Raw genomic sequence first — 24,777 nt, 5'->3', positions numbered from 1 at the left:
GTGGGGTGGCCCGGCACCCATGGGAGGAAATCATGAAGTCATTTTGTGTGGCGGCCATCCTGGTCGCCCTGACGGCAAGTGCTGCCTCGGCCGAGACCATCGGCGTGTCGATGCAGAGCTTTGACAATAACTTTCAGACATTGTTGCGAGAAGGTCTGAGCGCAAGGGCATCTGAAGTGGGTGGCGTCACCCTGCAGATCGAGGACGCTCAGACCGATGTCTCCAAGCAACTCAATCAGGTGAACAATTTCATCGCTGCAGGCGTCGATGCGATCATCGTGACACTTGCGGATACATCCGCAGCGCCTGGCATCAGCGCGGCGGCCGAGAAGGCTGGTATTCCTCTCGTCTATCTCAACCTTGAGCCGGGAAATCTCGCTCAGCTACCCCAAAAGCAGGCCTATGTCGGCTCCAAGGAAACCGACTCCGGGCGTCTCGGTGCGGAAGCCGCCTGTCAGATCCTGAAGAAGAATGGCAAGGCAAGCAGTGCCCAGGCCTATATCCTGATGGGAGATCTCGCACATCAGGCCTCGCGCGATCGCACATCGTCGGTCAAGGAAACGCTTGCGGCGAGCGACTGCAAAGACGTGAGCATCGCCGACGAGCAATCGGCGGCGTGGACGCGCACGAACGCCATGGATCTGACGACCAACTGGATCACCGCCGGCCGGCCGATCGACGCGGTCTTTGCCAATAACGACGAAATGGCAATCGGTGCGATCCAGGCACTCAAAGCTACCGGCGTCTCGATGGACAGCGTCGTGGTCGTCGGCATCGATGCGACGCAGGATGCCCTTGCTGCGATGGCCGCGGGCGATCTGGACGTGACGGTATTCCAGAACGCCAAGGGACAGTCGGCGAGCGCCGTCGATGCAGCCGTTGCGCTCGCTCAAGGAAAGGGCATTGAAAAGGAGGTCTGGGTTCCTTTCGAACTGATCACGCCCGAAAACATGGACCAGTACCGGCAAAAGAACTGATCCTCCCCGGCCGGCGTCTATTCCTCACGAGCGCCGGCCTCCTTTCATGGAGAGCTTTATGAGCGGCATTGTCATCATCGGCGCAGGAGAATGCGGAACACGCGCGGCGTTCGCCCTGCGCGAGACCGGATATTCCGGATCGATAACCCTGCTGGGTGCCGAGCCGCATCTGCCTTACGAACGGCCGCCCTTGTCGAAACCGATGGATGGCGCCGTCCAGATGAAGCTGATCTGCGCGGAAGATGCGCTAACTTCAGCCCAGATCGAATATCTCCGGGGCGTGTCGGTCTCGGAATTGGATGCCGATGCTGCTGCAGTCACCTTGGACAACGGGCAGGTCCTGGCCTATGAAAAGCTGTTACTCGCCACCGGCGCGCGCCCAAGAAGGCTTGGCTGTCCGGGTGCCGGACGTGCGCGCGATTTTCGCACTCATGCCGATGCCGAAGCAATATTCTCCAAAGCGGGGATCACGCGTAGCGTTGCCATTATCGGCGGCGGCCTGATCGGCATGGAGCTCGCCTCCGTCCTTCGCGGAAAAGATATCGCGGTCAGCGTCATCGAAGCGGCACCCAAGCCGCTGGGACGCGCGGTCCCGCCGCGCTTTGCCGACAAGCTTCATGCCAGGCACAGCTCGGAAGGCGTCATTTTCCACCTCGGCCGGGGCGTTGTCGCCATCGATGACGATGGCGTTCTGCTGAGTGATGGAAGCTTGGTGCGCGCCGATCTGGTCGTCAGTGCTATCGGTGTCACGCCGGAAATTACACTCGCTGAGCAAGCCGGACTGGCGATCGGGAACGGTATTCTGACCGATCGCCATCTTCACACCAGCGCACCTAATATCTTTGCAGCGGGTGATTGTGCGGCGGTGAGCCAGCAGGGCGGAATTCATACCCGGTTCGAGAGCTGGCGGAATGCAAGAGCGCAGGCAGAAACAGCTGCGCGCAACATGATCGGCATCGCTGAGCCTTTTACCGCGATCCCCTGGTTCTGGTCCGATCAGTATGACCTCGGCCTGCAGGTGGTGGGGCTGCCGCAGCCGACGCACGAGCGCGTGATCCGTTCGCTCGGCGATAACGAGCTTGAATTCTATCTGGACGATGGGCGCCTTGTGGCCGCAGCCGGCCTCGGTACCGGCAATTCCCTGGCCAGGGATATCAAGCTTGCAGAAATGCTGATTGCAGCTGGCATCCATCCTGATCCGGCCGCGCTTGCCGATCCCGACCTGAACCTAAAGGCACTTCTGAAAAGGGAGAAGGCCGCGTGATGCGGAGACTGCTGATCTTCCAGTCACTCTGGGCCATGGAGCGCCGGCACACCGACGGGTACGAGCGCAGCCTCAGCGAGAATATCGCGATGATCATCGAGGCTGGTTTCGACGGTATAAGCGCCCACTATACCAACCGGGCCGATGTCGTCACGCTGAATGACGCGATCCGCGGCACCGGGCTGAAGATCGAAGCTGTCTGCTTCCCTCGCACCGTCGAGGATCTGCGCCTGCCGCTCGAACTGGCTGCGGAGTTTCCCGTCAACCATATCAACCTGCAGCCCGATATCCGCCTGCGGCGGGTCGAAGACTGCCTGCCGATCCTCGATGGCTGGATGCGGCTTTCCGAGGAAGCCCGCATTCCCGTCTTCATGGAGACCCACCGCGACCGGATGACGACAGACCTCTTCTTCACGCTGGATCTGCTGGACAGGCGGCCGAATCTGCCGCTGCTTGCCGATCTCTCGCACTTCATGGTCGCCCGCGAGTTCGCCTTTCCTGTCGATGCCGAGAACCATGCTATGATCCACCGCATTCTCCGCAATGCCCACGCCTTTCATGGCCGGGTCGCATCGCGCGAGCAGGTGCAGATCGAAATCTCGTTCCCGCACCACCGGCCCTGGGTCGAGCTCTTCCTGCAATGGTGGGACCACGGCATGCGCGATTGGCGTGGTCGCGCCGCTTCAGACGCGGAACTCGTCTTTACCTGCGAGCTGGGTCCGAAGCCCTATGCGATTTCCGGCCGAGACGGCAACGACAGTACCGATCGGTGGGCGGAAGCGCTGCTGCTCCGCCAGATGCTTCTCGATCTCTGGGCCGCGATCTGATCGCCGTAACGTCCGGGATACCGGCAGGAATGCTACCATCCCTGCCGGACAGCCCCCGGCATATGCGTCGCGGGGCCCTCTAGTCATCGAACAGGGCAAGGTCATGGCGCAACCATGCAGGCAGACTGCTGGTGCTGTTTGCCATGCGCTGACGCCTCCATCGGGCTATGATGGTTGCGAGCAGAATTTCCCTGAAGCTGAATCGCGAGCAAAGCTCGCGCATGGATGCCGCCAGGCTGTCGCCGGCGTGTTGAGTGGTCATGATGATGATCTGCGGCCAGAAATCTGAACCGCCCTCTTTCAAGCTGAGTATGCACAGCGCCATGCCGAGCGGACGTTGCCGTAGCCGGACGCTGCGCGCGAAAAAGACGCCATCTCTGGATGGTGAAGCTTGAAAGTTTCGGCCGTGGCCGGTTTGGAGCTTCGAGGACCTATGCCAAAGAGGCGCGGGACGAAGAAATATCTGTCATTGCACGCCTCCATTGTTGATGAACTCCGACACAATCATTAGCCGATCGGGGATGAGCAGGCAAGGGCACTCGTTCGGATCTGGGGCCCATCGCCAGCCTGGGACGGCGCTCCGCCGCCGTCTGATCGTGATTTCCACCGGCAACTGACTGGGTCTTTTCATCGGCAATTGACCGCGCCCAGAACATCGTCATAATAATTTTGCACACGTGCTCAATTTTGTCATTTGGTCGTTACGTTCGCCCCCTAGAGCGGGACATGCCACGTTTTCGTGGGGCGATTGGAACGGCCATCAACACCAGTGATGACCCGTCAAGAGGCCTCACACTGTTCTTCCAGGGAGATGAAGAAGATGACCATTTTGCCGACACTGAAATCCCTCACCATTGCGGCCGCAATCCTGGCCTCGACTTCCGCATTTGCACTTGCCAAGGACGTTCACATCAGCGTCTGGGCCGGCGGTACCGGTCCGAACGACGTTTACCGCCTCGATGCCATCGAGATCGCTGCTCAGCAGCTTCAGCGCGAAGCTGCGCTGAAGGGCGAAGATCTGAAGATCATCGTCGAAAAGACCCCTTATTCGGGTTGGGACGACTTCAAGCAGGCGCTGACGCTTGCTGCCGAAGCCAAGAAGGCTCCGAACATCGTCGTCAGCGGCCATGAAGACATCGCTCCCTGGTCGCAGGCCGGCCTCATCGTTCCAATCGAGGACTATGTCGATCTCGACTCCTGGCCACTCAACGACATCTATGAAAACCTGATGCAGATCGCCTCCTACAATGGCTCGGTCTACGGCATCCCGCAGGATGCAGAATCCCGCCCGATGCTGTTCTGGAAGCCGCACATGAAGGCGATCGGCTACAGCGACGCTGACCTCGACGCGCTGCCGCAGAACGTCCAGGACGGCAAGTACACGATGAAGAACCTACTCGAAGATGCCAAGAAGATGCAGGACAAGGGCCTCGTACAGCCCGGTTACGGCTTCTATCCGCGCACCAGCAACGGTCCTGACTACTGGCAGTTCTACACCTCCTTCGGCGGCGTCATGGAAGAGAACGGCAAGCTCGTTTTCGACAAGGCTGCGATGAAGCGCACGTACCAGTTCTTTGCTGATGCCGTTGCTTCCGGCGTCACCAAGAAGAACCACATCGGCATGCCGGGCGACCAGTGGTGGAAGGAAGTCTCCAGCGGCAAGGCCGGCATCTGGGATGCCGGCACCTGGCACTATGCCCGCATGGTCAACCAGGAAGGCCTGAAAGACTTCTTCGGCAACATCGCCTTCACGCTGATTCCGGCTGGCGAAGGCGGCAAGGCCAACACGCTGACGCACCCTCTCGTTTACCTGCTGACATCGGGTCATAGCGACGAGGACACGCAGATCGCAGCCCAGCTGATCACGATCGCTTCGGAGCCGCGCACCAATGCGCTGCACGCTATCAAGTCGGCGCATCTCGGTGTCTCCAAGTCCGAATCGGCCGTTGATTTCTACGCCGCCAATCGCTGGGCCCGCGAGGCGACGGAGCGACTGCTACCCCACGCCAACGCGATGCCGAACAATTCCGATTTCGGCACCTACTGGAACATCATGTGGAAGAACCTTGAAGCATCCTGGACCGGCGCCAAGACTGTCGACGCCGCCGTCAACGATGCTGAGAGCGAGCTGAAGAGCACGCTCGGCGACAAGATCGTCATCCGCTAAGATCGACGCACTCTGCCGGAAGGCGGTGGCTAAACACCGCCTTCCGGAGCGTCGTCCATGAGGGGACTTCCATGAAATCGTCCAGAACGCTTGGGCTGGTGATGATCACACCAGCAGCGATCATGATCCTTCTGTTCTTCCTGCTGCCGGTCGTTCTGACGGCCGTCTTCTCGATGACGAACATGACGACGGCGACCGGCATTTCCGGCGGCGTCTATCAGGTCGCGCCGAATTCGCTGATCACGCTCAAATCGGCCATGCCGGATATTGCCGATCAGCTCGGCGAGCCGCGCTACACGATCGACGAGGCAGGCCTCAAGGCCCTCGAAGGCCTCAATCTCTCCGCCGGCATCGTCTCGGAGCTGCGTGAAAAGCATATGAACGAGGTCTTTCCTTCGCGCCGCGAGATCGAGCGCATGATCAAGGACCTGAACGAGCGCCCCTCGACGCGCGAGGTCAAGCAGATCTCCGACCAGTTCAACCGCTCAGTCGTCAACGCGCGCTTCGACAGCAAGGATCAGCTCTTTTCCGCCCTCGATACGCTCGGCTTCAAGCTGACGCCGGAGCAGGAGGATGCTGTCGCCAAGGCCACCTATACCGGCTGGATCTGGACGTCAGACAATTTCTCGCGCATGGCCTCTTCGCCGGATATGGCCCGCGTTCTTCTCAACACCGTGCTCTACGTCGCGCTGGTGCTGACGATCTTCAACGTTGGTTATGCACTGCTGCTTGCCATCTGGACGCATTATATGCCGGCGGCACCGGCTTCCTTCTTCCGTGGCGTATGGCTGTTGCCGCGTATCACGCCTGTCGTCATCTATGTCATGCTTTGGAAGTGGCTTGCCTGGGACACGGGCTTCATTTCCACGCTGATGGGCAATTTCGGCTACCCACCCAAGAATTACCTGCTCGACAACGCCTATAACGCCTGGATCTTCGTTGTCATGATCAACGGCTTCATCGGCGCCTCCATGGGCATGCTGGTTTTCTCCTCTGCGATGAAGGCCATTCCGAAGAGCCAGTTCTATGCGAGCGAGGTCGACGGCGCGTCGCGCTGGCAGCAGATCCGCTACATCATCCTGCCGCAGATGCGCTGGCCGATCCTCTTCGTCACCTGCTACCAGACGCTCTCGCTGCTTGCCTCCTTCAACGAAATCCTGCTTTCGACGAACGGCGGACCCGGCAGGGCGACTGAGATCTGGGCGCTCGCCGCCTATCATACGGCGCTCAGCAACTACGCCGGCAACCTGGAATACGGTCTCGGTGCTGCCATGGCCCTCGTGCTTGTGGTCATCGGCGTGACATTGTCGCTGATCTATCTGCGCATCTTCAACTACGGCACGCTTGTCTCCAAGCCGCTGATCGAGGACTAATCCATGGCCGAAAAAGCGCAACCTTCCGCGAATTTCAGCAGTTGGCCGGTCATTGCCGTGCTCGCCGTCGTCAGCCTGCCGCTGCTTTTGATGTACGCCTATTTCTTCATCGACACGGTAACGGTGAAAGAGGCCGGCTCGCTCATACCCTCCAGCTTCACCATCGAGCACTGGCGCTTCCTGTGGCAGACGACCGAAGGCAAACCGAACATCTGGATCGTGACGCTCAATACGCTGCTTTTCGCCAGTTCCACGACCAGCGTGGTCGTCATCGTCTCGTCGATGGCGGGTTATGTGCTCTCGAGGCTCAATGTACCTGCACGCGGCTTCTTCCTTGCCGGTGTCATGGTGCTGCACGCCTTCCCGTCGGTGACGCTCATCATCGCCATCTTCATCGTGCTGCAGATGATCGGCCTCTATAATTCCCTGATCGGCGTCATCCTGGTCAAGGCGGCGATCGACCTGCCGCTTGGCATCTGGCTGATGAAAGGCTTTTACGACACCGTTCCCTGGGAAATCGAGATGGCTGGCGTCGTCGACGGCGCTTCGCGCTTCCGTGTCTGGCGCAGCCTCGTTCTGCCGCAGGTCGGCCCGGGTATCATGGCGCTCGGCCTCTTCTCGTTCCTGTCGGGCTGGGGCGAATTCATCCTGCCGCAGGTCCTCGCCCCGGGCAATCAGGTGCAGGTGCTCTCGGTCTATCTCGCCGGCTTCCTCGGTGACGATAACAATTATGATTTCAACATGTTCAAGGCGGTCGGCGTCTTCTACGTCATCCCGGTTCTGATCGCCTACGCACTCTTCCACAAATATCTCATGAACATCTACGGCGGCGGGAGCAAAGGCTGATGCGTATCCTCCTCGACAATTTTTCGAAGAGCTTCGGCTCCACCAAGGTCATCGAGAACATGACGCTCCAAGTCGGCAGCGGCGAAATGCTGGCGCTGCTCGGACCCTCGGGCTGCGGCAAGTCGACGACGCTTTTTGCCATCTGCGGCATCCATCGCCCGACTGGCGGTCGTATTCTCTTCGGCGATCGTGACGTCACCAACCTGCCGAGTCAGATGCGCAATGTCGGCGTCGTCTTCCAGTCCTATGCGCTCTATCCGCATATGACGGTTGCCGAGAACATCGGCTTTCCCTTGAAGGTCAAGGGTGTCAACGGATCTGAGATCAGCAAGGAGGTCGAACGCATTTCCGGCCTCGTGCAGATCGGCAATCTGATGGGGCGCCGGCCGGCACAGCTTTCCGGCGGCCAGCAGCAGCGTGTGGCGCTCGCCCGTGCGCTCATCCGCAAGCCGGATGTCCTGCTGCTCGACGAACCTCTTGCCAATCTCGACGCGAAGCTTCGCCTCGAAATGCGCTCGGAAATCCGCCGCATCCAGCGCGAGACCGGTATCACCGCCGTTCTCGTGACCCACGATCAGGTGGAAGCGATGAGCATGTGCGACCGCATCGCGATCATGAAGGAAGGCGAGATCGTGCAGATCGCCACACCCTCCGAAATGTACCACGACCCGCGCACCTCCTTTGTCGCCGGCTTCCTCGGCAATCCGCCGATCACCTTCCTGCGCGGCGTCATGAAGGACGGCGCTTTCGCCGTGCCGGAGAGCGAAATCCGCGTTCCGGTATCGGTCAAGGCCGCGGAGGGCACCAAGCTGACGCTCGGCGTGCGCCCCGAACATTTCAGCCCGGCCGGCGATGTCGCCGTTCCCGGTAAGGTCACTTTCGCCGAAACGCAGGGTCGCGAGAACCTCTACGACGTCCGGCTTGCCGGCGGTTCGCTGCTACGTTCCATTCAGCCTGTGCGCAACGACATCACTGTCGGCGATGAGGTGAAATGGGCAATCGATAGCCGAGGCGTTTTCGTTTTCGACGAGGAAGGCCGGAGGCTTTGAGCGATGCGTGATTTCTCGTCTTTCTTCGAGCGCTATGGCTGGCCGTCAAACAAGGGAAGCCTGCCATTCTGTATCGGCCATCGCGGTGCCAGCGGCCATGAGCGGGAAAATACACTGGAAGCCTTCCAGCGTGCCGCCGAACTCGGCGCGGAAATGTGGGAGCTCGATACCCAGCTCACCAAGGATGGCGTGGTCGTGGTCTCCCACGACGATCACCTCGAACGTGTCTTCGGCATCGACAGGCGCATTTCGGAGATGACGGCTGCCGAGCTTGCCACCCTCGAAGGTGTCAATGTTCCGACTTTCGAGGCGGTCGCGGCCCTCGGTCGGCGGACCAATACCGGCCTTTACATCGAGCTCAAGGCGCCGGGCACGGGACCTTTGTGCTGGAAGCATCTTAGGGAAAAGAACCAGCGCTTCGCCTGTCTCGGTTCCTTCGACGCCGCACAGGTGCGCGAACTCCGCGAAGCCGGCTGCGACTATCCTCTCTCTGTCCTGATCCGCGTCGGCCATGATCCGCATGCGGCTGGCGACGAGGCAGGCGCAGATATTCTGCACCTCTGCTGGGAAAGGGCCGGCGAACGGCCGCAGGACCTGGTTACCGATGAGCTGACGCAGAGAGCCTTCGGCGAAGGCCGCGAGATCGTGCTCTGGCACGAGGAGCGGCCGGCCATCCTGGCGGACATCATGAAGCTTCCGGTGCTCGGCATCTGTACGGATCTGCCCGATCTGATGCGCCCGGCCGCCAGGGACGAGAAGCATGGCCGACAGGGATAACAAGGGACCGAGAAAGGTCACGTCCTTTGATGTGGCGCGTGTGGCAGGCGTCTCACGCGCTGCCGTTTCGCGCGCCTTCACGCCGGACGCAAGCGTTTCGCCGAAGACTCGCGAGAAGGTCTATCAGGCGGCCAAGGAACTCGGCTATCGGGTAAATTATCTTGCCCGCAGCCTTACCAACAAGCGCTCCGATCTCGTTGGTCTCGTTGCCGCAGGCCTCGACAATCCGTTCCGCACGATGCAGATCGAGCATCTGGCGCGTGTATTGATCGCCCGCAATTTCCGCCCGATCCTGTTGCCGACGTCGAAGGAAGCAGACACCTCAACGGTCATCGGCCAGCTTCTGCATTATGCAGTCTCAGGCGTTATCGTCACGTCGGATGCGCCGCCGACGGAGATTTGCGAGCAATGTGCCGCCGAAGGTGTGCCGATCGTCCTTATCAACAAGGGCGACGATATCCCGTTCGTCGACCGCATCATCTCCGATGACCGGATGGCTGGCCACCTTGCCGCGACGCATTTGCTGGAAAGCGGCGTCAGGGCGCCGGCGGTCATGGCCGCACCCGCTATCTCCTATACGGCGCGACGGCGCAGTGAAGCCTTCATGACCACCTGTCGGCAGGCTGGCCTCGAGCCGCGTATGATCGAATTGAAAATCAACGATTATCGGAGTGGCTATGACGCAGCCGCCGACCTTCTGTCGCTCGGTATCGACGGCCTGTTCTGCGCCAACGACTATATGGCCTGCGGCGTGATCGATAGCGTCATGAAGGGGCTTGGTCGTGAGGACCAGCCGCCGTTCCGCATCGTCGGCCACGATGACATTCCTCAGGCCGGCTGGTCGGCCTATGACCTTACGACCATCCGCCAGCCGTGCGATTTGCAGGCCGAACAGACCGTCGATCTGCTGATGAGCAGGATGGCCGAACCGGATATGACCGCCCGCGTCGAATTTACCCCCGTGACGCTGATCAAAAGAAGGACTGCTTGATGAAATCCGCATTCGATACCTCCGCTCTGACCGCGCGGGCGGAGGTCGCAATCGACGTGGCCCGCAAGGTTGGACGCGAGGCTGCGCGCTTCAGGCGTGAAGGAAACCCCGGCGCGTTGCATGTCGAAAACAAGGGCTTGCAGGATTTCGTCACCGTCGCAGACAGGCAGGCAGAACAGGCTATCCGCGAAGGGCTGCTGGCGCGCTTTCCCGATGACACATTCATGGGCGAGGAAACCGGCGGCAAATCCGGCTCTGCCGGCACCTGGGTCGTCGATCCCATAGACGGCACGACCAATTATATCCGTGGTTTCCGCCATTGGGGTGTTTCAATCGCCTTCGTTGTTGGTGGCAAGGTAGAGATCGGCGTGGTCTACGACGCGGCCAACGACCAGGTTTTCTCCGCGATCCGCGGCCGCGGCGCCCTCAAGGAAGGCCAGCCGATCCACGCCGCTCCGACGACCGATCCCGCCAATGCGATCGTTGTGCTCGGCCATTCGCGCAAGACGAGCTTCGATGACTATGCGGCGCTTTCCAAGCGGCTCTACGAACGTGGAATGGATTATCGCCGCATGGGTGCGGCGGCAGTCGATCTCGTACGCGTCGCGGAAGGTGTTTCCGACCTCTTCTACGAACGGCATCTGAATGCCTGGGACATGCTGGCCGGCGCGCTAATCGCCGCGGAGGCCGGTGCGAAGGTCGCCATTCCGCCTGTCGCCATGCTGTTGGAGGACGGCGGTCCTGTTATCGCCCATTCGCCTGGACTGGCAGAAGAGTTCGCCTTCCTCCTCGAGTTCGAAGGTCTGGCTCTCTAGCCCGCCATGCGCTTCAACCACGCCCGTTCGGTCGCCTGAGCTTCGTCCGTGGTGATCTGATCCGGCTTCAAGGCGACCAGGGCCGAGAACTTCGTCCATTCCGTATCGCTGAAGCCGCCGTCGGGATCCTTCAGCGTGAAGGTCCATGCGTCGACCCGCTTGGCCTCGTCGTGGCAGAGCGCGATCATATCGAGGCCAGCCTGTGCCGCATCGAGCAGCATCGGCCAGTAAAGGTAGATTGTTTCTGGCTCCGTTGGCCCACGCAGGTCGGCGAGCAATTCTTTTTCGACCGCTTTCCAACCTTCGGCCTTGTAGATATTGCCGAGCTTGTCGGTGGGATCGATCCCGCGGCGCAGATGCGGCAGCTTCTCCTTGACGGCCAGGATCAGCTCCAGGCTTCCGGCACTGACGATAACGGAGGCGGAAATCTGCTGCAGGTGTTCAGCGAGGTGGGCGATGCCCTTTTCGCCGATCACCTCGTAATCGTCCTTCATGTCGAACTGCAGCAATGCGTCCGGATGGGCCGATTGCAGCATGGCTGCCAGATCCTCGCTGGTGAGGATCGGACGATTGCCGTCCCTCATGCGCAGGTCGCGTAGATCGGCAAGGCTCTTTTGGGCAATGATGCCGTGCCCCGAGGTCTCGCCTTCGAGTTCCCCGTCATGCAGCACGACGAAACCGCCATCGGCGCGCACCCTCAGATCAAGCTCCATCGAGGCGCCGGCCTTGAAGCCGTCCGCCATGACTTCAGCCGAAAACAGCGGGTCGGCCAGGCGCCGGCGCAACCGGTGCCATTTCAGCAGGGTCACATGGTTCTCGAACACTATCTGAAGCCCGCGTGCGTCTGCCATTCCATCATCCTCGGCCTGTTCGTTTCTGCCTCTTCGTGCATCGGAAAGGTCCGATTCTCAAGGGCCTGCGGCAGATTAGGCCCGATCTCCCGGCAGCTGCTTGTCTTGCACCGAACATGGTCTTTTTCGTGAGTCGGTCTTCCGATGGTCTCCGCATGCAGCGTAACAGCGCAAATTAGAATACTAATTTTGTAGACAATATTTTCTGCACCGGCGATCCGTGCGAGAATCCAGGCTCGGTTTTCCAGGAGGTGACGTATGTTTGCGGCATTCAAAACTTTCCTAGCGAAGCTTCTCCGGGGCCGTGACCACATGGCGCTCGAAACCCCTGGCCGCGCTGCGGGAGGGGATGCCGAAAGCCGTCTGCGCAGCCTGCGGGAGGAAGAACTGTTCTTCTGGCAGCCAACGCCGAACTCCTGGTACTGAGGAGCAATCAGCCGCCATAGCTCTTCGTGACAGCTTCCGAAGCGGCGCCGATATTCGCCGGGATGCCGCCCTGCCGAAGTGCAGCGCCATAAGCCACGACATTTGCAAGCACAGTCGGAAAGCTTGCCCGCACGCCTGTGTGGTTGATACGCATGAGGTGAGACAAGCCCGCGCCGACACCGGGCGTCAGTTCGACGCCTAATCCTGCGGCAAAGGCGATCACAGAGGCAGATCCAAGTCCTGACGGCAGCGAGACCGTCGTCACGAGGTTCGATCCCTGTCCGGCCGGCACCCAAAGGCTCGTGCCCAGCGCTGTCAGGCCGGCTCGGCTCGCCGAAGCGGCTTTCTCATGGCGGGCAATGATCTGCGCCAGCCCTTCGGCCTCGACCTGGTCGAGGCAGGCTTCCAGCGCAAAGAATTCCAACGGCGCCGGTGTTCCTGGCAGCACGCCACGGCCGGCATCCACCCAAGCCTTCAGGTCGGCTAGCGACAGGATGGAATCCCGCGGTGCGCCGTCATGAAGCATCAGTTCCCAGGCATGCCGGCTGACCGACAGCGCGGAAACGCCTGCCGGCCCGCCCAGTGCTTTCTGTGGACCGATCACGGCGATATCGATATCCAACGCATCGACATCGAGCGAGTGACCGCCGACGGAGGCAACCGCATCGACTATCGTTACAATGCTTCGCGCCTTTGCGAGAGCGATGATCTCCGGCAATGGATTGAGGATACCGCTTGCCGATTCTGCGTGGACAAGCGCCATTACGCTGACATTGGGGTTGATGTCGAGCGCGACTGTGATCGCGTCGAGCTCGACCGGCAGGCCGGGCTGAGCGACGATATCGACGACGTGAGTGCCGCCCCGCCGCAGCCATTGTGCAAACCAGTTGCCATAAGGGCTGGTGACGATGTTGAGTACAGAGAGGCCAGGTCTGGCAAGGCTGGTCGCAACGGCTTCCAGCGCGACCACGGCCTCGGCCTGCACCAGCAGGACGTCGTTGTTCGTCTTCAGGATCCCGCCGATGCGGCGAGTGAGGGCGGCGTAGCGTTCAGCCGGATAGACCGGCGCACCATAGAGCGGGTTCCAGGCGACTTCGGTCATGGTCAGCTCCATCAAACGGGTTCGGTTACAAGGCGTGGCACCGCCGCGACGAGCCGGCGCGCCGAATCGGATCGCGGCGCATTGACGACATCTGCCGCCAGCCCTTCCTCGACGATCCGGCCGGAATCCATGACCGCGATGCGATGCGAGATCGCGCGCACCACCGCAAGGTCATGGGATATGAAGAGATAGGCAAGGCCATGCTCGCGTTGCAGTTCGACCAGCAATTCGAGAATGCGGCCACGAACCGTCACGTCGAGCGCGGAAACGGCTTCATCCAGCACCAACAGTGAAGGCCGCGTCGCGATAGCGCGGGCAATGGCGACGCGCTGTCGTTGGCCGCCCGACAGCGTGCGAACCGGGCGGGGAGCGAGGGTTGCGGGCAGGCCGACGCGTTCCAGCAGGGCAGTGATTTCCGCCGGCCGTTGCTTCCTGTCCGCAATGGCGTGGATCCGTAGCGCATCCTCGAGAACGGAAGCGACGGACGCCAATGGGTTGAAGGCTGCGAGTGGATCCTGAAACACCATTTGCATGCGCGCACGCCCGCGTCGCAGCTCGGCTCCGCGCAGCGCAAGCCAGTCCTGTCCCTCGAAGCTGATTGAGCCGGAATCGGGTTCCAGCAGGCGCAGAAGGACGCGCGACAGGGTCGATTTTCCACTGCCGGATGCTCCAACCAGCCCCAGGGTTTCGCCGGCTGCGATTGTCAGCGAAACAGTGTCGAGAGCCGCAACCTGCCGACCGGAACTGGAGTAGGCCTTGGAAAGTGCAGTTACGGTCAGAAGCCCGGTCACGACACTACCTCGGCAATCAGTGGCGGCGTGGAGAGATCGCGATGACTGGCGATCAGGGCAGCCGTATAGCTATCAGCTGGCGATGACAGCACCGAGCGGGCGGGGCCGGCCTCCAGCAACGCTCCACCGCGGAAGACGGCGACGCGATCAACGAAGCCGGAAGCGAGCGCGATATCATGTGTGATGAAGAGAAGCGTCATGCCCTCCTCGCGCACCAGGCTGTCGAGAAGTCCGACGATCTCGGCCTGCACCACGACATCGAGCGCACTGGTCGCCTCATCGGCGATGAGCAGGGCGGGTTTGGCTGCAATCGCTGCCGCAATCGCCACGCGCTGCCGCTGGCCACCCGAGAGCTGGTGCGGGAACGCGCGCATGATGTTTGTAGGCTGCGGTAGGCTTACGCGCTCCAGCAGCTCCTCGGCGCGTGCATAGGCTTGCCGCCAGCCGAGGCCCAGGTGTCGTCGGGCACCCTCCGCAACCTGCTCGCCGATCGTCAGCACTGGATTGAGACTGGTGCCGGGGTCCTGAAAAACAAAACCGAAATCACGGCCGGGAAGCGGAGCATGGCCGAGCGCCGGCCAGATTATGTTGCCTTCGATCCTTGCCTGTACCGGCAGAAGGCCGGCGAGCGCCCGGGCAAACGTACTTTTGCCGGACCCGCTTTCGCCAATGATTGCCAGCCTCTCGCCCTCGATGAGATCGAGGTCGATGGAACTCAGCACTGCCTCCTGTTCATAACGGACGGAAAGCCCTTTCACGCAGCAGAAGAGAGCGGTCATCGCGGCTCTCCGCCACTGTCGAGCGCCTTGGTCAGGCCCTCGCTGAAAAGGTGAACGCCAAGCACGGTGATCGCCAATGCCATGCCGGGCAGCACAGAAAGATAGGCGGCCGAGCGCAGCACGCTGCGGCCTTCGGCGATCATCGAGCCCCAGGTGGCAAGGTTGGGATTGCCGAGACCGAGGAAGGAAAGTGCCGCTTCCGTGAGGATTGCTCCGGCAACGATTGTAGCCGACAGCGCCAGCACCGGCGGCAGGGCATTCGGCAGGATTTCCTTGAAGGCGATCTCGGCCGGATGCATGCCGATCACGCGTGCAGCAGCCACATAATCCCGTTCGCGGATGGACAGGACCTGCGCCCGCGTCAGCCGCGCGGGATCGGCCCAGGCTCCGAGCGCAATGGCAAAGACGACGACAGGTGTTGATACCCCAATGACGCTGACGAAGGCGAGCGCCAGCAGGAAACCCGGAACGATCTGGAAAGCATCGACAATACGCATGAGCGCCTCGTCGATGACGCCGCCGGCAAAACCCGCGGCCATGCCCACAAGGAGCCCGAGCACCATGGCGGAAAAAGCTGCTGCAATGCCGACGGCCAACGAAGTCCGCGCGCCGTAGAGCAGGCCAGCCAGGACGTCGCGCCCCAGTCTGTCGGTGCCGAGCGGCAAGCTCATATCGGCGAATGGTGTGAGCATCGCCCGCCCTGCAATCCGCAGCGGATCTCCTGGCGACAGGACCGGAGCCAGCAAGCCGGCGGCGAGAAGGGCTGCCAGGATGGCAAGCCCGATTGTACCTTCAGAGGTTCGAAGGAGACGGCGCAGCAGGGTCATGCCCGGCCCTCCGACGCGCCGATCCGCGGATCGAGGGCGGCGTAGACCAGATCGACAACAAAATTGACACAAATGACGAGGACGGCGCTCGTGACGATGATGCCCATCAGCAGCGGCGCATCCCGGCCGTTGACCGCCTCCTGCGCCAGCCTGCCGAAGCCCGGAATGGCAAAGACACTTTCGATGACGACACTGCCGCCGAGCATGGCCGCGGACTGCAGTCCGAGCATGGTGACGAGCGGCAGCAGCGCATTGCGCGCGACATGACGAAGCACGACGCGGCTGCGCGACAGGCCCTTGGCCCGGGCGAAGAGCACGAAATCGAGCTTCCAGGCTTCCGCCATGCCAGAGCGCATGACGCGCAGAAACAATGCGAGATAGATGAAGGCGAGCGCGCCGACCGGCAGGACAAGATGCTCCGCTACATCCAGCACCTGCGAGAGTCCTGATTTGCCGGAGGCGATGGTCTCGATGCCGGCAATCGGCAACCAGCGCAACTTGACCGAAAAGAGGATGCTGAGCACCAGCCCCAGCCAGAAGCTCGGTATGGCATAGATGATCAGCGAGCCGATCGAGAGGAGACGATCGCGCAGGCTGCCCGGCTTTGCGCCGGCGACGATGCCGAGCGCCGAACCGAGGCCGAAGGAAAGCGCCGTAGCACTTCCCATCAGGAGCAGCGTGTTCGGTAGCCGCTCGGCGATCAGGTCCCGTACCGGTCGGTTGAAAGCCACCGACCAGCCAAGATCGAGGCGAACGAGCGACGACAGATAGAGCCAGAGGCGGGAAAAGACCGATTGGTCCAGGCCGTAGCTTTCCCGCAGCGATTTGATGAGTGCGGTATCGCCGCCGCCGATCGAGCCGAGATAGGCATCGACGGCGTCGCCGGAGGCGGATTCCAGCAGGAAGAAGGTGAAGATCACGACGATCATCAGCACCGGGATGCTGCTGATGATCCTGCGTCTCAGGAGGAGAAGTGCACGTTTCACGCCGGACGAGGCCTCTGCCGCAATTGCGCCTTCGACCCTATCACGACTGCAGCGCGGTATCGCCCCAGTTCGAAACTGCCCATCGTGGATTGTCCGAAACGTTCAGCACCGTATCGCGGGCAACCGTGATGAAGCCCCATTCGGCGACATTGATCAACGGCAGTTCGGCCACCACAAGCTGCTGGAACTTGTAATAGAGGTCGGTGCGCGCGGCGGTGTCCACGGTCACCGCTGCTTGCGCGATGATCTTGTCGAGCTCGGCGCTGACATAGCCGCCCTGGTTTGAGAAGGGCACGCCATCAGGCGTTCCGGACTGGACGAGAATGGTGGTCGAGATGGCCGGATCGCCACGGAAGACCGGCGGACCGACGGCGATATCGAAGTCGTGGTCGGTATAGACGGCCTTCTGATGTGCGGCGGCATCGGCATTGACGATGACCGCATCGATGCCGACGGCTGCGAGCGCCTGGCGCAGATAATCGCCGAACTGGCGCGTCTCGTTGAAATAGGGTGCCGGCCGCAGCTTGAGCTGGAATCGATTGCCGTCAGGCCCCTTAGTATAGCCGCCCTGGTCCAGCAGCTCGTTTGCCGCCTTCACATCGAAATTATAGTTGGCGACATCGGCCGTGTAGAATTCTTTCGAATTCTTCGGAACAGGGCCAGTGGATTCCGTTGCATAGCCGAGGAAGATTGTATCGACGACGAACTTCTTGTCGATCGCGTGGGCAATCGCCTGACGCACCCGAAGATCGGAGAGCTCCTTGCGGCGATGATTGATCTCGACGACGAGCTGATAGGTGAGCGCCTCATAGCCCTTGGAGATCACCTTGATGCCGTCAACTTTGGAGATACGGTCGAGATCGGCAAGCGGCACGGCTGAGAAGGCGGCGAGATGGATTTCCTCGGCCTCCAGTGCGGCGCCGGCCGATTCACGATCAGGCAGCACGCGGTAGACAATTTCGTTGAGCTTCGGCTCGCCCTTCTGCCAGTAATTCTCGTTACGCGTCAGCCGGTAATATTCGCCGGGCTTGTATTCGGCGAACTTGAATGGGCCGGTGCCGACAAGCGTATTGTTGGCCGGGTTCTTGGCGATATCGGTACCTTCAAAAATATGTTTGGGAACGACGCTGGTGACGGCTGGAAGCGCATTGCGGATGAGCTGGAAGGGCGTCGGCTTCGAGAAACGGAAGATCGCCGTGTGATCGTCGGGCGTATCGACTGCTTGCAGATTGGCGAAGACCAGGCGGCCGAGGTTCTGGAGCGGTTTCCAGACGTTGAGCGCCGAGAAGGCGACGTCGGCCGAGGTGAATGGCTTGCCGTCATGCCAGGTGGCGTTGTCGCGCAGCTTGAAGGTGACGGAGAGCCCGTCGGCTGAGCCTTCCCAGGACGTGGCGAGACGCGGCGCAAGACCGTCCGAGCCTTCGTAGGAAGCCTCCGCGAGCGGCTCGATCACCTTGCTAGCGATGAAGAAGACCCCGTTCGAGGCGACGATTGCCGGGTTGAGGTTCTTCGGCTCGGAATCGGCTGCAACGATCAGGCGCCCGCCGGCCGGCACGTCCTGCGCCAGCGCAATACGCGACAACGCTGTCGTTCCGAGAAGCAACGCCGTGCCCTTCAGCAGGCCGCGCCGAGAGATATCTGCAATAGTCATGCCCGCTCCTGATATCCAAGAAATTCAATGATCTATATTCGAGTTGAAACGTTAATTGTGACAGGAATTAAATTCGAACAGGATGGCCAGGCGAGATATTTTTTGTCACCCAGCCATTATTTTTCAGCGGTTGCCAATAACGAGCCGCGGCGCGTCAATGCCGAGGTTGCGATAGGACGCTCCCGGATGCGGCGCAACCAGCCGCGGTCCCGCGCCACCAAGCTTTTCGCGTAGCGTACCCTGCCGGTATTCGGTCTTGTAGACGCCGCGCTTTTGCAGTTCAGGTACCAACAGGTCGACGGTGTCTTCGAAGCTCTCGGGGGTCACCGCATAGGCGAGGTTGAAACCATCGACGTCAGTATCCTCGACCCATTCCTGCATCAGATCGGCGACTGTCGACGGTGAGCCGACGAAGACTGGGCCGAAGCCGCCGATGCCCACCCAATCGGCCATTTCGCGCACGGTCCATTCCTTATCCGGATCGATGGTCGTGAAGGTTTCGACAGCCGATTGGACGGCATTCGTATAGCGATGGCGCAGAACCTCGTCCGGGCCGAACTGGCCGAAATCGATGCCGGTCCAGCCTGATATCAGCGTCAGCGCACCCTCGAAGGAGGCGTATTGGCGATATTCGTTGAACTTGCGCTGTGCCTCGGCATCGGTCTCGCCGAGGACGACGGTCTGCAGGTTGAAGGCGAGGATTTCGCGCGGATTGCGTCCGAGCCGCTCGGCCGCCTGGCGGACATTGGCGACGTAGCGCTTCAAAACCGGCTTGGAGGGCGCCGCAACAAAGATGCATTCGGCATGCGCGCCGGCAAAATCCTTGCCGCGGCTTGAGGCGCCGGCCTGGTAGAGCACCGGCGTGCGCTGTGGCGAGGGCTCGCTCAGGTGAATGCCGGGAACGTTGAAATATTTGCCGGAATGATTGATCGGATGGACCTTTTCCGGATGGGTGAATATGCCGGTTTCGCGGTCGCGCACGACGGCGTCGTCCTCCCAGCTTCCCTCCCAGAGCTTGTAGCAGACCTCGAGATATTCGTCGGCGAGGTCATAGCGGTCGTCATGGTTGGTCTGCGCGGCCTGGCCGATATTGAGCGCACCGCTGTTCAGATAGGAGGTGACGATATTCCAGCCGACGCGACCCTTGGTCAGATGATCGAGCGTGGAGATGCGCCGGGCAAAAGTATAAGGGTGTTCGAAAGAGAGTGAGGCCGTCAGCCCGAAACCGAGATGTTCGGTCTCATACGCCATCGTCGGGATGAGCTGCAGCGGATCGTTGACCGGCACTTGCGCCGAATGGCGGAGCGCTGCATCGACATTGCCGTCCAAGACGTCATAGACGCCGAGCACGTCGGCGATGAAGAGACCGTCGAACTTGCCGCGCTCCAGCGTCTTTGCCAGATGCACCCAATAATCGAGATCCTTGTAGGTCCAGGATTTGTCGCGCGGATGTCGCCAGAGCCCCGGCGACTGGTGTCCGACGCAATTCATGTCGAAGGCATTGAGCCTGATTTCACGGGTCATGTCATTCTTCCTGCGTTGTCGGCGAGGTGCGGTTCAGGCGCCGACGGTTTTTCTGTTGATGAAGCTGAGGGCGAGCACGGCAAAGATGAGCGTGCCGGTGCCGACCTGCTGCCAGTAGAAGTTCAGGCCGGTCAGCAGCAGGCCGTTGGCGACGATGCTGAGGAGCAGGACGCCGAGAACGGTGCCAAGCACATTGGGCCGGCCGAGCGGCGACAGCGTCGTGCCGATGAAGGTGGCGCCGATGGCGTTCAGCAGGAACGCATTGCCGGAGGAGGGGATGTAGACGGTCACCGTCGCCGTCAGGATGAGACCGGCAACGGCGGCAATCAGCCCAGCGAGAATGAAGGTGGCGGCAACAGGCGCGCCGAGACCGATGCCGGAATAGCGCACGACGCTCGGCTGGATGCCGATCGAGACGACTACGCGCCCGAAACGGGTCCGAGCGAAGACTGCGGCTGCGCCCGCGATGACGATGGCAGCGATCACCAATGGCACCGGAACGTTGGCAATCGTCCCATGGCCGAGAAAGCGAAAGGCTTCCGGCATTCCCGAGGGCGGAAGATAAACCGGGTTGCCGCCATTGGTCAGCAATTGCTGGACGCTGCGGCCGATAAAGAGGGTGCCGAGAGTCGCAAGGAACGGCGCGACGCCGATCACGGATACGAGGACAGCGTTGAACGCGCCGACCAGCGCGCCGGCTGCAAGCCCGGCGATGAGCGCGAGCGGCACCGGCTGGCCCGCCAGAACGAAGGAGACGAAGGCAAAGCTTGCAAAATCGACGGCCGTGCCGACCGAGAGATCGATGCCGCCTGCGGAGACCGCGAAGGTCATGGCGATCGAGACGATGGCAAGCAGCGTGAAATTGTTGACGAGAATGCTTTGCAGGTTGCCGGGAGTGAAGAAGGTGGGCGCGAGGACGGAGAAGACAGAGAAAACCACGATCAGCGCTATGATCAGCCCAAAGCGTGCGAGGCCGGCGAGCGATCGTCCGGCTGAAGTGGAGGCGGACATATCAGATCTCCCGCGTGCGCAGTAATGTCGTGGCCGACACGACGATCAGGATGAGAAGGCCCTGCACACCGCTGACAAGCGTGCTCGGCAGGTTCAGGAGCTGGAAGCCGTTGGTCAGGAACCCGATGAACAGCGCCGATATCAGCGTTCCCAGAATGGTCGGCACCAGCCGCCGCGAAAAGACCGAGCCGAGCAGCGCAATGACGACGACAGGCAGCAGCGCCTCGCCCGAACCGGTCGTGCTGCCGCTGAGGTAGGAGACCGAGAGAATGCCGGCAAAACCGCCGCAGAGCCCGCTGGCAATGAAAGCGCCGGCAAGCAGCCGCTTCAGCGGCAGGCCGGCGGCGCGTGCCGCGTCCGGAAACTCGCCGACGGCATAAAGCCTGAGCCCGATCGGCGTATATTGCACGATCGCCGTGGCAATTGCCGTGAAGCCGAGCAGTACGTAGGCGAGAATGGGGATGCCGAAACTATCGGAGGCCGAAACAGCCGTCAGAAAATCGGTTGACGCAGGTACGACGGTGTTCTGCGTCAGCACGAGTTCGAGGCCGGCGACAACATTCATCACTGCGAGCGTAGCTAGCAGCGGGACGGTTCCCGCGAGTACGATGGCGACAGCGTTTACCGCGCCGATCGCAACACCGGTCAGCAAAGCCGCCGCCGCCGCTGTTGCGTCACCATAGCCAAGCTGGATCAGAGTCGCATAGACTGCAGCGCTCAGGCCCATATTGGCCGCCAGCGACAGGTCGATGCCGCCGGTGACGACATTCGAGCCTCCGGCGATCAGCACGACTGTCAGGCCGATCGCCAATATACCGGAAATGGCGGACTGGCCGAGAACATTGCCGATATTGCCGACAGACAGAAAATAAGGCGCTGTCAAAGAGAACACGACAAGGATGGCCGCGAAGGCAAGCAGCGAGCCGAAGCGGAGCACCGCGACCGCCGCTGCGCCCCTGGCTTGCGACACGGGGTCCGTGGAAGCGGTGGGAAGAGGCCCGAAATGAACGTCAGCCGACATGGCGCAATCCTTCCGAAGCGCCGGTCGAGATCGACAGGACTTCATCCGTTGTGGTTTTCGAGGAATCGAGCTCGCGGATCAGCCGGCCGCGGAAAAATACCAGGATCCTGTCCGTAATCCCGACGAGTTCCGGCAGGTCGGAGGAGAGAACGATAACGCCGGCCCCACGTGCGGCCAGTTCGCCGATCAGCGTATAGATTTCGACCTTTGAGCCGATATCGACGCCGACGGTCGGTTCATCCAGCAGGTAGATTTCCGACTGGCGGCTCAGCCATTTGGCGATCGCCACCTTCTGCTGATTGCCGCCCGAGAGTGTGCGGACCAACGCGTCGCGCCCGGCCGTTTTGATCTGCAGCCGCTTGATCAGGTCTTCCGTGTCGGAGCGCTCACGCTTGCGATTGAGGAAACCGAAACGGCTGTAACGGGCAAGGCTCGGGAGGGTGATATTTTCGGTCACACTGAGATCGAGGCCGACGCCGTGTCCGCGCCGGTCCTCGGGAACAAGCGCAAGCCGGCGGTCCACCGCTTTTGCGGGGCTGCCGGGCCGTACTGCTCGTCCCTCGATTGCAATCTGACCGCTTGCGGCCTGTTCCAGACCGAAAAGCGTGCGGATCAGGTCTTTGGCGCCGGAGCCGAGGAGGCCGGTGATGCCGAGCACCTCGCCGCGGCGCAGGCTGAAACTGACGTCGTCAAACCGGTTGGGTGCCGAAAGCCCCCGGATATTCAGGATCGCTTCGCCGAGATCGACCCGGCGCTTGGGGAACATTTCGGTGAGGTCACGCTCGATCATCAGACCGGCGATCGCCTTGGCCGAGGTCCCGCCAATCGGCAGCGAGGCCACATCCCGGCCGTTGCGCAGTACGGTGACGTGATCGCAGAGTTCTTCGATCTCGTTGAGATAATGCGAGATGTAGATAATCGTGACACCTTCGTCGCGCAGCCGGCGGATCAGGCGGAAGAGGATTTCAGCCTCGCGCCGTACCAATGCAGCGGTCGGCTCATCGAAGACGAGAACTTTCGGCTGATGGAGCAATGCCCGCGTGATCTGGACGATCTGCTTTTCGGCGGTCGAGAGCTCGCCGATAAGGGCGTTCTTCGGCAGAGTGATCCCAAAATAATTGGCAAGGATCTCGCCGGCGCGTTTCTGCATTGCCCGGCGATCAAGGAAGGGTGTTCCCGCACGCCGCGTCTCGCGGCCGAGAAACAGTGCCTCGCCGACCGTGAATGTCGGAACCAGCAGTCTGTCCTGATGGATGAAATGAATGCCGAGCTCTTCGTTCAGATACGGTGTCAGCCGATCATAGGCTTTGCCTTCGATTTCGATCGTGCCTTCGTCCGCGACATGCAGCCCGGCAAGCAGCTTGATCAGCGTCGACTTGCCGGCGCCGTTTTGTCCGACGAGGCCGTGGACGGTGCCGCGACGTATGGCGAGTGATGCGCCGGCCAGTGCCTGGGCGCCGCCGAAGCGCTTGACGATATGATCGAAGCGAATGATGACATTATCGTCGGCTGTCGCTTGCGTCGGGACGGGTACAGTCATGATGCCGCTTTCCAGGGACATGCGGACCCTGCGGCATCAGCCGCAAGGTCCGCCTTGATATCAGCCGATACCGAGCTTCTTGATGATCTCGGAGACGTTTTCCTTGTTCGCGAGCAGCGCCGGGACGTAGGTTTCGCGCGGCAGCGTCTGGCCGGCGAGCAGCCTGGCGACGTTGCGGACCGCGACACGGCCGATCTCCGCCGGCTGCTGGGCAGCATCGGCGCCAGCCGGTGAATTCTTGTCGGCAACGAGCTGAAGAACCTCCGGGCTGCCATCGACGCCATAGGTGCGGATTTCGTTGCGGCCGGCGGCGGCGATCGCCTGCGTTGCGCCGAGCTGCGGAATATCCCAAGCCGACCAGACGGCCTTGATCGAGCCCTTGTCCGGATATTTGTTGAGGATCGCAGTGATCTGCGTGAAGGCATCCTGGACCGTATTCGGGATGACGTCGCGCAATTCCGGCTGCAGGATCTTCACCTTCGGGAAATACTTGACGACGTTGACGAGCTGGTCGTAGCGGATGGCGCAGGGCGTGACACCGTAGAAGCCGTTGAAGACGACGATATTGCCTTCTCCGCCGATATCGGAAACGAGCTGCAGGGCCAGGTCCTTGCCGATGCCCCAATTGTCCGACGTCGTGTTGTTGATTGAATTGGTCGAGCCGACATCGACGGTCAGTACCGGAATGCCGGTGTCACGGGCCTTCTTCAGCCAGGGATCGATCACGCTGAGCGTGCCGAGGATCTGTACCAGCGCATCCGGCTTCTGGGCGACGAGTGTCTGCAACTGGGCGATCAACTTGCCGTCGTTGCGGCCGGCATCGACTGCGATCGGTTCGCCGCCGAGCCGCTTCACCTCTTCGATCTGGGCATTATAGACCTGCAGATCGAAATAGTGGTCCGTGCCGGTAGCGCTGATGGCGATGCGCTTGCCTTTCAGGGAAAGCCCTTCGTCGTCGGCCCTTACAGCCGGTGCGGTCAGCATGCTGGCGCCTGCAAAGGTGGCGCTTGCGACGGCAGCAAGTTTCAAGATTTCACGGCGTCCGAAGCCGCCTCCAAGTCCTTCATTCATAACGATACCCTCTCGATTTGATAGACTATAAATTATATAGATTTAAGGCGCATAAGAGGTACGTTATTCCAAAAGCATGCGGTCACAGGAAATTTTCTGAGGTTAAAGCTG

24 protein-coding genes are annotated in these 24,777 nt (G+C 61.2%); 11 read left to right on the top strand and 13 right to left on the bottom strand.

Annotated features, from left to right (window positions below; genetic code table 11):
- The first annotated feature begins 32 nt into the window (after positions 1 to 32).
- From FHT93_RS17665 to FHT93_RS17655, 3 genes are read left to right on the top strand one after another with little or no spacing between them, the layout of a single operon-like run.
- A complete protein-coding gene (locus FHT93_RS17665; RefSeq protein ID WP_113017033.1) occupies positions 33 to 977 on the top strand; it encodes a substrate-binding domain-containing protein in 945 nt (314 codons plus the stop codon).
- A 58-nt stretch (positions 978 to 1,035) separates the two neighbouring features.
- Positions 1,036 to 2,241: an FAD-dependent oxidoreductase gene (locus FHT93_RS17660; protein ID WP_183848656.1), complete on the top strand. Its 1,206-nt coding sequence runs from the start codon at positions 1,036 to 1,038 to the stop codon at positions 2,239 to 2,241.
- Positions 2,241 to 3,068, top strand: a complete 828-nt coding sequence (locus FHT93_RS17655) for a sugar phosphate isomerase/epimerase (protein WP_183848915.1) — start codon at positions 2,241 to 2,243, stop codon at positions 3,066 to 3,068. The genes FHT93_RS17660 and FHT93_RS17655 overlap by 1 nt, the downstream gene beginning before the upstream one ends.
- 79 nt (positions 3,069 to 3,147) lie before the next feature.
- On the opposite strand, the gene FHT93_RS17650 is transcribed toward FHT93_RS17655, so the two are convergent.
- The gene (locus FHT93_RS17650; RefSeq protein ID WP_183848654.1) at positions 3,148 to 3,372 is read right to left on the bottom strand and encodes a hypothetical protein; all 225 of its coding nucleotides are present in this window, start codon (positions 3,370 to 3,372) and stop codon (positions 3,148 to 3,150) included.
- A gap of 516 nt (positions 3,373 to 3,888) precedes the next feature.
- Between FHT93_RS17650 and FHT93_RS17645 the strand changes: the two genes are divergently transcribed.
- The 7 genes from FHT93_RS17645 (at position 3,889) to FHT93_RS17615 (ending at position 11,086) form a co-directional block, all read left to right on the top strand.
- A complete protein-coding gene (locus FHT93_RS17645) occupies positions 3,889 to 5,235 on the top strand; it encodes an extracellular solute-binding protein (RefSeq protein ID WP_112542470.1) in 1,347 nt (448 codons plus the stop codon).
- 71 nt (positions 5,236 to 5,306) lie between these two features.
- Positions 5,307 to 6,608, top strand: a complete 1,302-nt coding sequence (locus FHT93_RS17640; protein ID WP_112972374.1) for a sugar ABC transporter permease — start codon at positions 5,307 to 5,309, stop codon at positions 6,606 to 6,608.
- A gap of 3 nt (positions 6,609 to 6,611) precedes the next feature.
- On the top strand, positions 6,612 to 7,454 hold the full coding sequence (locus FHT93_RS17635) for a carbohydrate ABC transporter permease (RefSeq protein WP_112542468.1): 843 nt from the start codon (positions 6,612 to 6,614) through the stop codon (positions 7,452 to 7,454).
- Complete coding sequence (locus tag FHT93_RS17630) at positions 7,454 to 8,503, top strand: ABC transporter ATP-binding protein (protein WP_183848652.1); 1,050 nt, start codon at positions 7,454 to 7,456, stop codon at positions 8,501 to 8,503. Before FHT93_RS17635 ends, FHT93_RS17630 begins: the two co-directional genes overlap by 1 nt.
- A 3-nt stretch (positions 8,504 to 8,506) precedes the next feature.
- Positions 8,507 to 9,280 carry a glycerophosphodiester phosphodiesterase gene (locus tag FHT93_RS17625; RefSeq protein ID WP_183848650.1) on the top strand — a complete coding sequence of 258 codons (774 nt, stop codon included), beginning with the start codon at positions 8,507 to 8,509 and terminating at the stop codon, positions 9,278 to 9,280.
- Positions 9,264 to 10,271, top strand: a complete 1,008-nt coding sequence (locus tag FHT93_RS17620; RefSeq protein WP_183848648.1) for a LacI family DNA-binding transcriptional regulator — start codon at positions 9,264 to 9,266, stop codon at positions 10,269 to 10,271. The genes FHT93_RS17625 and FHT93_RS17620 overlap by 17 nt, the downstream gene beginning before the upstream one ends.
- The gene (locus FHT93_RS17615; RefSeq protein ID WP_113116436.1) at positions 10,271 to 11,086 is read left to right on the top strand and encodes an inositol monophosphatase family protein; all 816 of its coding nucleotides are present in this window, start codon (positions 10,271 to 10,273) and stop codon (positions 11,084 to 11,086) included. The genes FHT93_RS17620 and FHT93_RS17615 overlap by 1 nt, the downstream gene beginning before the upstream one ends.
- On the opposite strand, the gene FHT93_RS17610 is transcribed toward FHT93_RS17615, so the two are convergent.
- Complete coding sequence (locus FHT93_RS17610; RefSeq protein WP_183848647.1) at positions 11,083 to 11,937, bottom strand: glycerophosphodiester phosphodiesterase family protein; 855 nt, start codon at positions 11,935 to 11,937, stop codon at positions 11,083 to 11,085. The two genes, FHT93_RS17615 and FHT93_RS17610, sit on opposite strands and share 4 nt — an antisense overlap.
- 258 nt (positions 11,938 to 12,195) lie before the next feature.
- Between FHT93_RS17610 and FHT93_RS17605 the strand changes: the two genes are divergently transcribed.
- A complete protein-coding gene (locus FHT93_RS17605) occupies positions 12,196 to 12,363 on the top strand; it encodes a hypothetical protein (RefSeq protein WP_162738729.1) in 168 nt (55 codons plus the stop codon).
- Between the two features lie 7 nt (positions 12,364 to 12,370).
- Here the strand turns inward: FHT93_RS17605 and FHT93_RS17600 are convergent, their stop codons facing one another.
- The 11 genes from FHT93_RS17600 to FHT93_RS17550 form a co-directional block, all read right to left on the bottom strand.
- On the bottom strand, positions 12,371 to 13,465 hold the full coding sequence (locus tag FHT93_RS17600; protein ID WP_183848645.1) for an aminotransferase class V-fold PLP-dependent enzyme: 1,095 nt from the start codon (positions 13,463 to 13,465) through the stop codon (positions 12,371 to 12,373).
- An 11-nt stretch (positions 13,466 to 13,476) separates the two neighbouring features.
- Positions 13,477 to 14,256 (bottom strand): ATP-binding cassette domain-containing protein, encoded by a 780-nt coding sequence (locus FHT93_RS17595; protein ID WP_183848643.1) that lies wholly within the window; start codon positions 14,254 to 14,256, stop codon positions 13,477 to 13,479.
- Positions 14,253 to 15,035: an ABC transporter ATP-binding protein gene (locus FHT93_RS17590; protein ID WP_183848641.1), complete on the bottom strand. Its 783-nt coding sequence runs from the start codon at positions 15,033 to 15,035 to the stop codon at positions 14,253 to 14,255. The genes FHT93_RS17595 and FHT93_RS17590 overlap by 4 nt, the downstream gene beginning before the upstream one ends.
- Positions 15,032 to 15,862 carry an ABC transporter permease gene (locus FHT93_RS17585; RefSeq protein WP_183848639.1) on the bottom strand — a complete coding sequence of 277 codons (831 nt, stop codon included), beginning with the start codon at positions 15,860 to 15,862 and terminating at the stop codon, positions 15,032 to 15,034. The genes FHT93_RS17590 and FHT93_RS17585 overlap by 4 nt, the downstream gene beginning before the upstream one ends.
- Positions 15,859 to 16,848, bottom strand: a complete 990-nt coding sequence (locus FHT93_RS17580) for an ABC transporter permease (protein ID WP_183848637.1) — start codon at positions 16,846 to 16,848, stop codon at positions 15,859 to 15,861. The genes FHT93_RS17585 and FHT93_RS17580 overlap by 4 nt, the downstream gene beginning before the upstream one ends.
- 40 nt (positions 16,849 to 16,888) lie before the next feature.
- Positions 16,889 to 18,499, bottom strand: a complete 1,611-nt coding sequence (locus FHT93_RS17575) for an ABC transporter substrate-binding protein (protein WP_112542458.1) — start codon at positions 18,497 to 18,499, stop codon at positions 16,889 to 16,891.
- A 123-nt stretch (positions 18,500 to 18,622) separates the two neighbouring features.
- Complete coding sequence (locus FHT93_RS17570; RefSeq protein ID WP_183848635.1) at positions 18,623 to 20,023, bottom strand: LLM class flavin-dependent oxidoreductase; 1,401 nt, start codon at positions 20,021 to 20,023, stop codon at positions 18,623 to 18,625.
- Positions 20,024 to 20,056: 33 nt separating this feature from the next.
- Complete coding sequence (locus tag FHT93_RS17565; RefSeq protein WP_183848633.1) at positions 20,057 to 21,034, bottom strand: ABC transporter permease; 978 nt, start codon at positions 21,032 to 21,034, stop codon at positions 20,057 to 20,059.
- Position 21,035: 1 nt separating this feature from the next.
- Entirely contained in the window at positions 21,036 to 22,055 is a 1,020-nt protein-coding gene (locus FHT93_RS17560; RefSeq protein WP_183848631.1) for an ABC transporter permease, read from the bottom strand.
- A complete protein-coding gene (locus FHT93_RS17555; protein ID WP_183848629.1) occupies positions 22,045 to 23,595 on the bottom strand; it encodes a sugar ABC transporter ATP-binding protein in 1,551 nt (516 codons plus the stop codon). The genes FHT93_RS17560 and FHT93_RS17555 overlap by 11 nt, the downstream gene beginning before the upstream one ends.
- A 60-nt stretch (positions 23,596 to 23,655) precedes the next feature.
- A complete protein-coding gene (locus FHT93_RS17550) occupies positions 23,656 to 24,666 on the bottom strand; it encodes a sugar ABC transporter substrate-binding protein (protein WP_113017016.1) in 1,011 nt (336 codons plus the stop codon).
- Positions 24,667 to 24,777 lie beyond the last annotated feature (111 nt).

Source organism: Rhizobium sp. BK379 (assembly GCF_014193955.1).
Lineage (GTDB): Bacteria > Pseudomonadota > Alphaproteobacteria > Rhizobiales > Rhizobiaceae > Rhizobium.
Note: the sequence above shows the minus strand (reverse complement) of the source record. Positions and strands in the feature narration are given on the sequence as shown.

What these genes read in the sequence shown, in the direction of transcription:
- FHT93_RS17630 (WP_183848652.1), top strand. Translation starts at nt 7,454, where the DNA reads ATGCGTATCCTCCTCGACAATTTTTCGAAGAGCTTCGGCTCCACCAAG.
- FHT93_RS17560 (WP_183848631.1), bottom strand. Translation starts at nt 22,055, where the DNA reads ATGTCGGCTGACGTTCATTTCGGGCCTCTTCCCACCGCTTCCACGGAC.
- FHT93_RS17655 (WP_183848915.1), top strand. Translation starts at nt 2,241, where the DNA reads ATGCGGAGACTGCTGATCTTCCAGTCACTCTGGGCCATGGAGCGCCGG.
- FHT93_RS17615 (WP_113116436.1), top strand. Translation starts at nt 10,271, where the DNA reads ATGAAATCCGCATTCGATACCTCCGCTCTGACCGCGCGGGCGGAGGTC.
- FHT93_RS17575 (WP_112542458.1), bottom strand. Translation starts at nt 18,499, where the DNA reads ATGACTATTGCAGATATCTCTCGGCGCGGCCTGCTGAAGGGCACGGCG.
- FHT93_RS17590 (WP_183848641.1), bottom strand. Translation starts at nt 15,035, where the DNA reads ATGACCGCTCTCTTCTGCTGCGTGAAAGGGCTTTCCGTCCGTTATGAA.
- FHT93_RS17585 (WP_183848639.1), bottom strand. Translation starts at nt 15,862, where the DNA reads ATGACCCTGCTGCGCCGTCTCCTTCGAACCTCTGAAGGTACAATCGGG.
- FHT93_RS17665 (WP_113017033.1), top strand. Translation starts at nt 33, where the DNA reads ATGAAGTCATTTTGTGTGGCGGCCATCCTGGTCGCCCTGACGGCAAGT.
- FHT93_RS17555 (WP_183848629.1), bottom strand. Translation starts at nt 23,595, where the DNA reads ATGACTGTACCCGTCCCGACGCAAGCGACAGCCGACGATAATGTCATC.
- FHT93_RS17635 (WP_112542468.1), top strand. Translation starts at nt 6,612, where the DNA reads ATGGCCGAAAAAGCGCAACCTTCCGCGAATTTCAGCAGTTGGCCGGTC.
- FHT93_RS17600 (WP_183848645.1), bottom strand. Translation starts at nt 13,465, where the DNA reads ATGACCGAAGTCGCCTGGAACCCGCTCTATGGTGCGCCGGTCTATCCG.
- FHT93_RS17610 (WP_183848647.1), bottom strand. Translation starts at nt 11,937, where the DNA reads ATGGCAGACGCACGCGGGCTTCAGATAGTGTTCGAGAACCATGTGACC.
- FHT93_RS17640 (WP_112972374.1), top strand. Translation starts at nt 5,307, where the DNA reads ATGAAATCGTCCAGAACGCTTGGGCTGGTGATGATCACACCAGCAGCG.
- FHT93_RS17565 (WP_183848633.1), bottom strand. Translation starts at nt 21,034, where the DNA reads ATGTCCGCCTCCACTTCAGCCGGACGATCGCTCGCCGGCCTCGCACGC.
- FHT93_RS17625 (WP_183848650.1), top strand. Translation starts at nt 8,507, where the DNA reads ATGCGTGATTTCTCGTCTTTCTTCGAGCGCTATGGCTGGCCGTCAAAC.
- FHT93_RS17570 (WP_183848635.1), bottom strand. Translation starts at nt 20,023, where the DNA reads ATGACCCGTGAAATCAGGCTCAATGCCTTCGACATGAATTGCGTCGGA.
- FHT93_RS17660 (WP_183848656.1), top strand. Translation starts at nt 1,036, where the DNA reads ATGAGCGGCATTGTCATCATCGGCGCAGGAGAATGCGGAACACGCGCG.
- FHT93_RS17605 (WP_162738729.1), top strand. Translation starts at nt 12,196, where the DNA reads ATGTTTGCGGCATTCAAAACTTTCCTAGCGAAGCTTCTCCGGGGCCGT.
- FHT93_RS17550 (WP_113017016.1), bottom strand. Translation starts at nt 24,666, where the DNA reads ATGAATGAAGGACTTGGAGGCGGCTTCGGACGCCGTGAAATCTTGAAA.
- FHT93_RS17645 (WP_112542470.1), top strand. Translation starts at nt 3,889, where the DNA reads ATGACCATTTTGCCGACACTGAAATCCCTCACCATTGCGGCCGCAATC.
- FHT93_RS17620 (WP_183848648.1), top strand. Translation starts at nt 9,264, where the DNA reads ATGGCCGACAGGGATAACAAGGGACCGAGAAAGGTCACGTCCTTTGAT.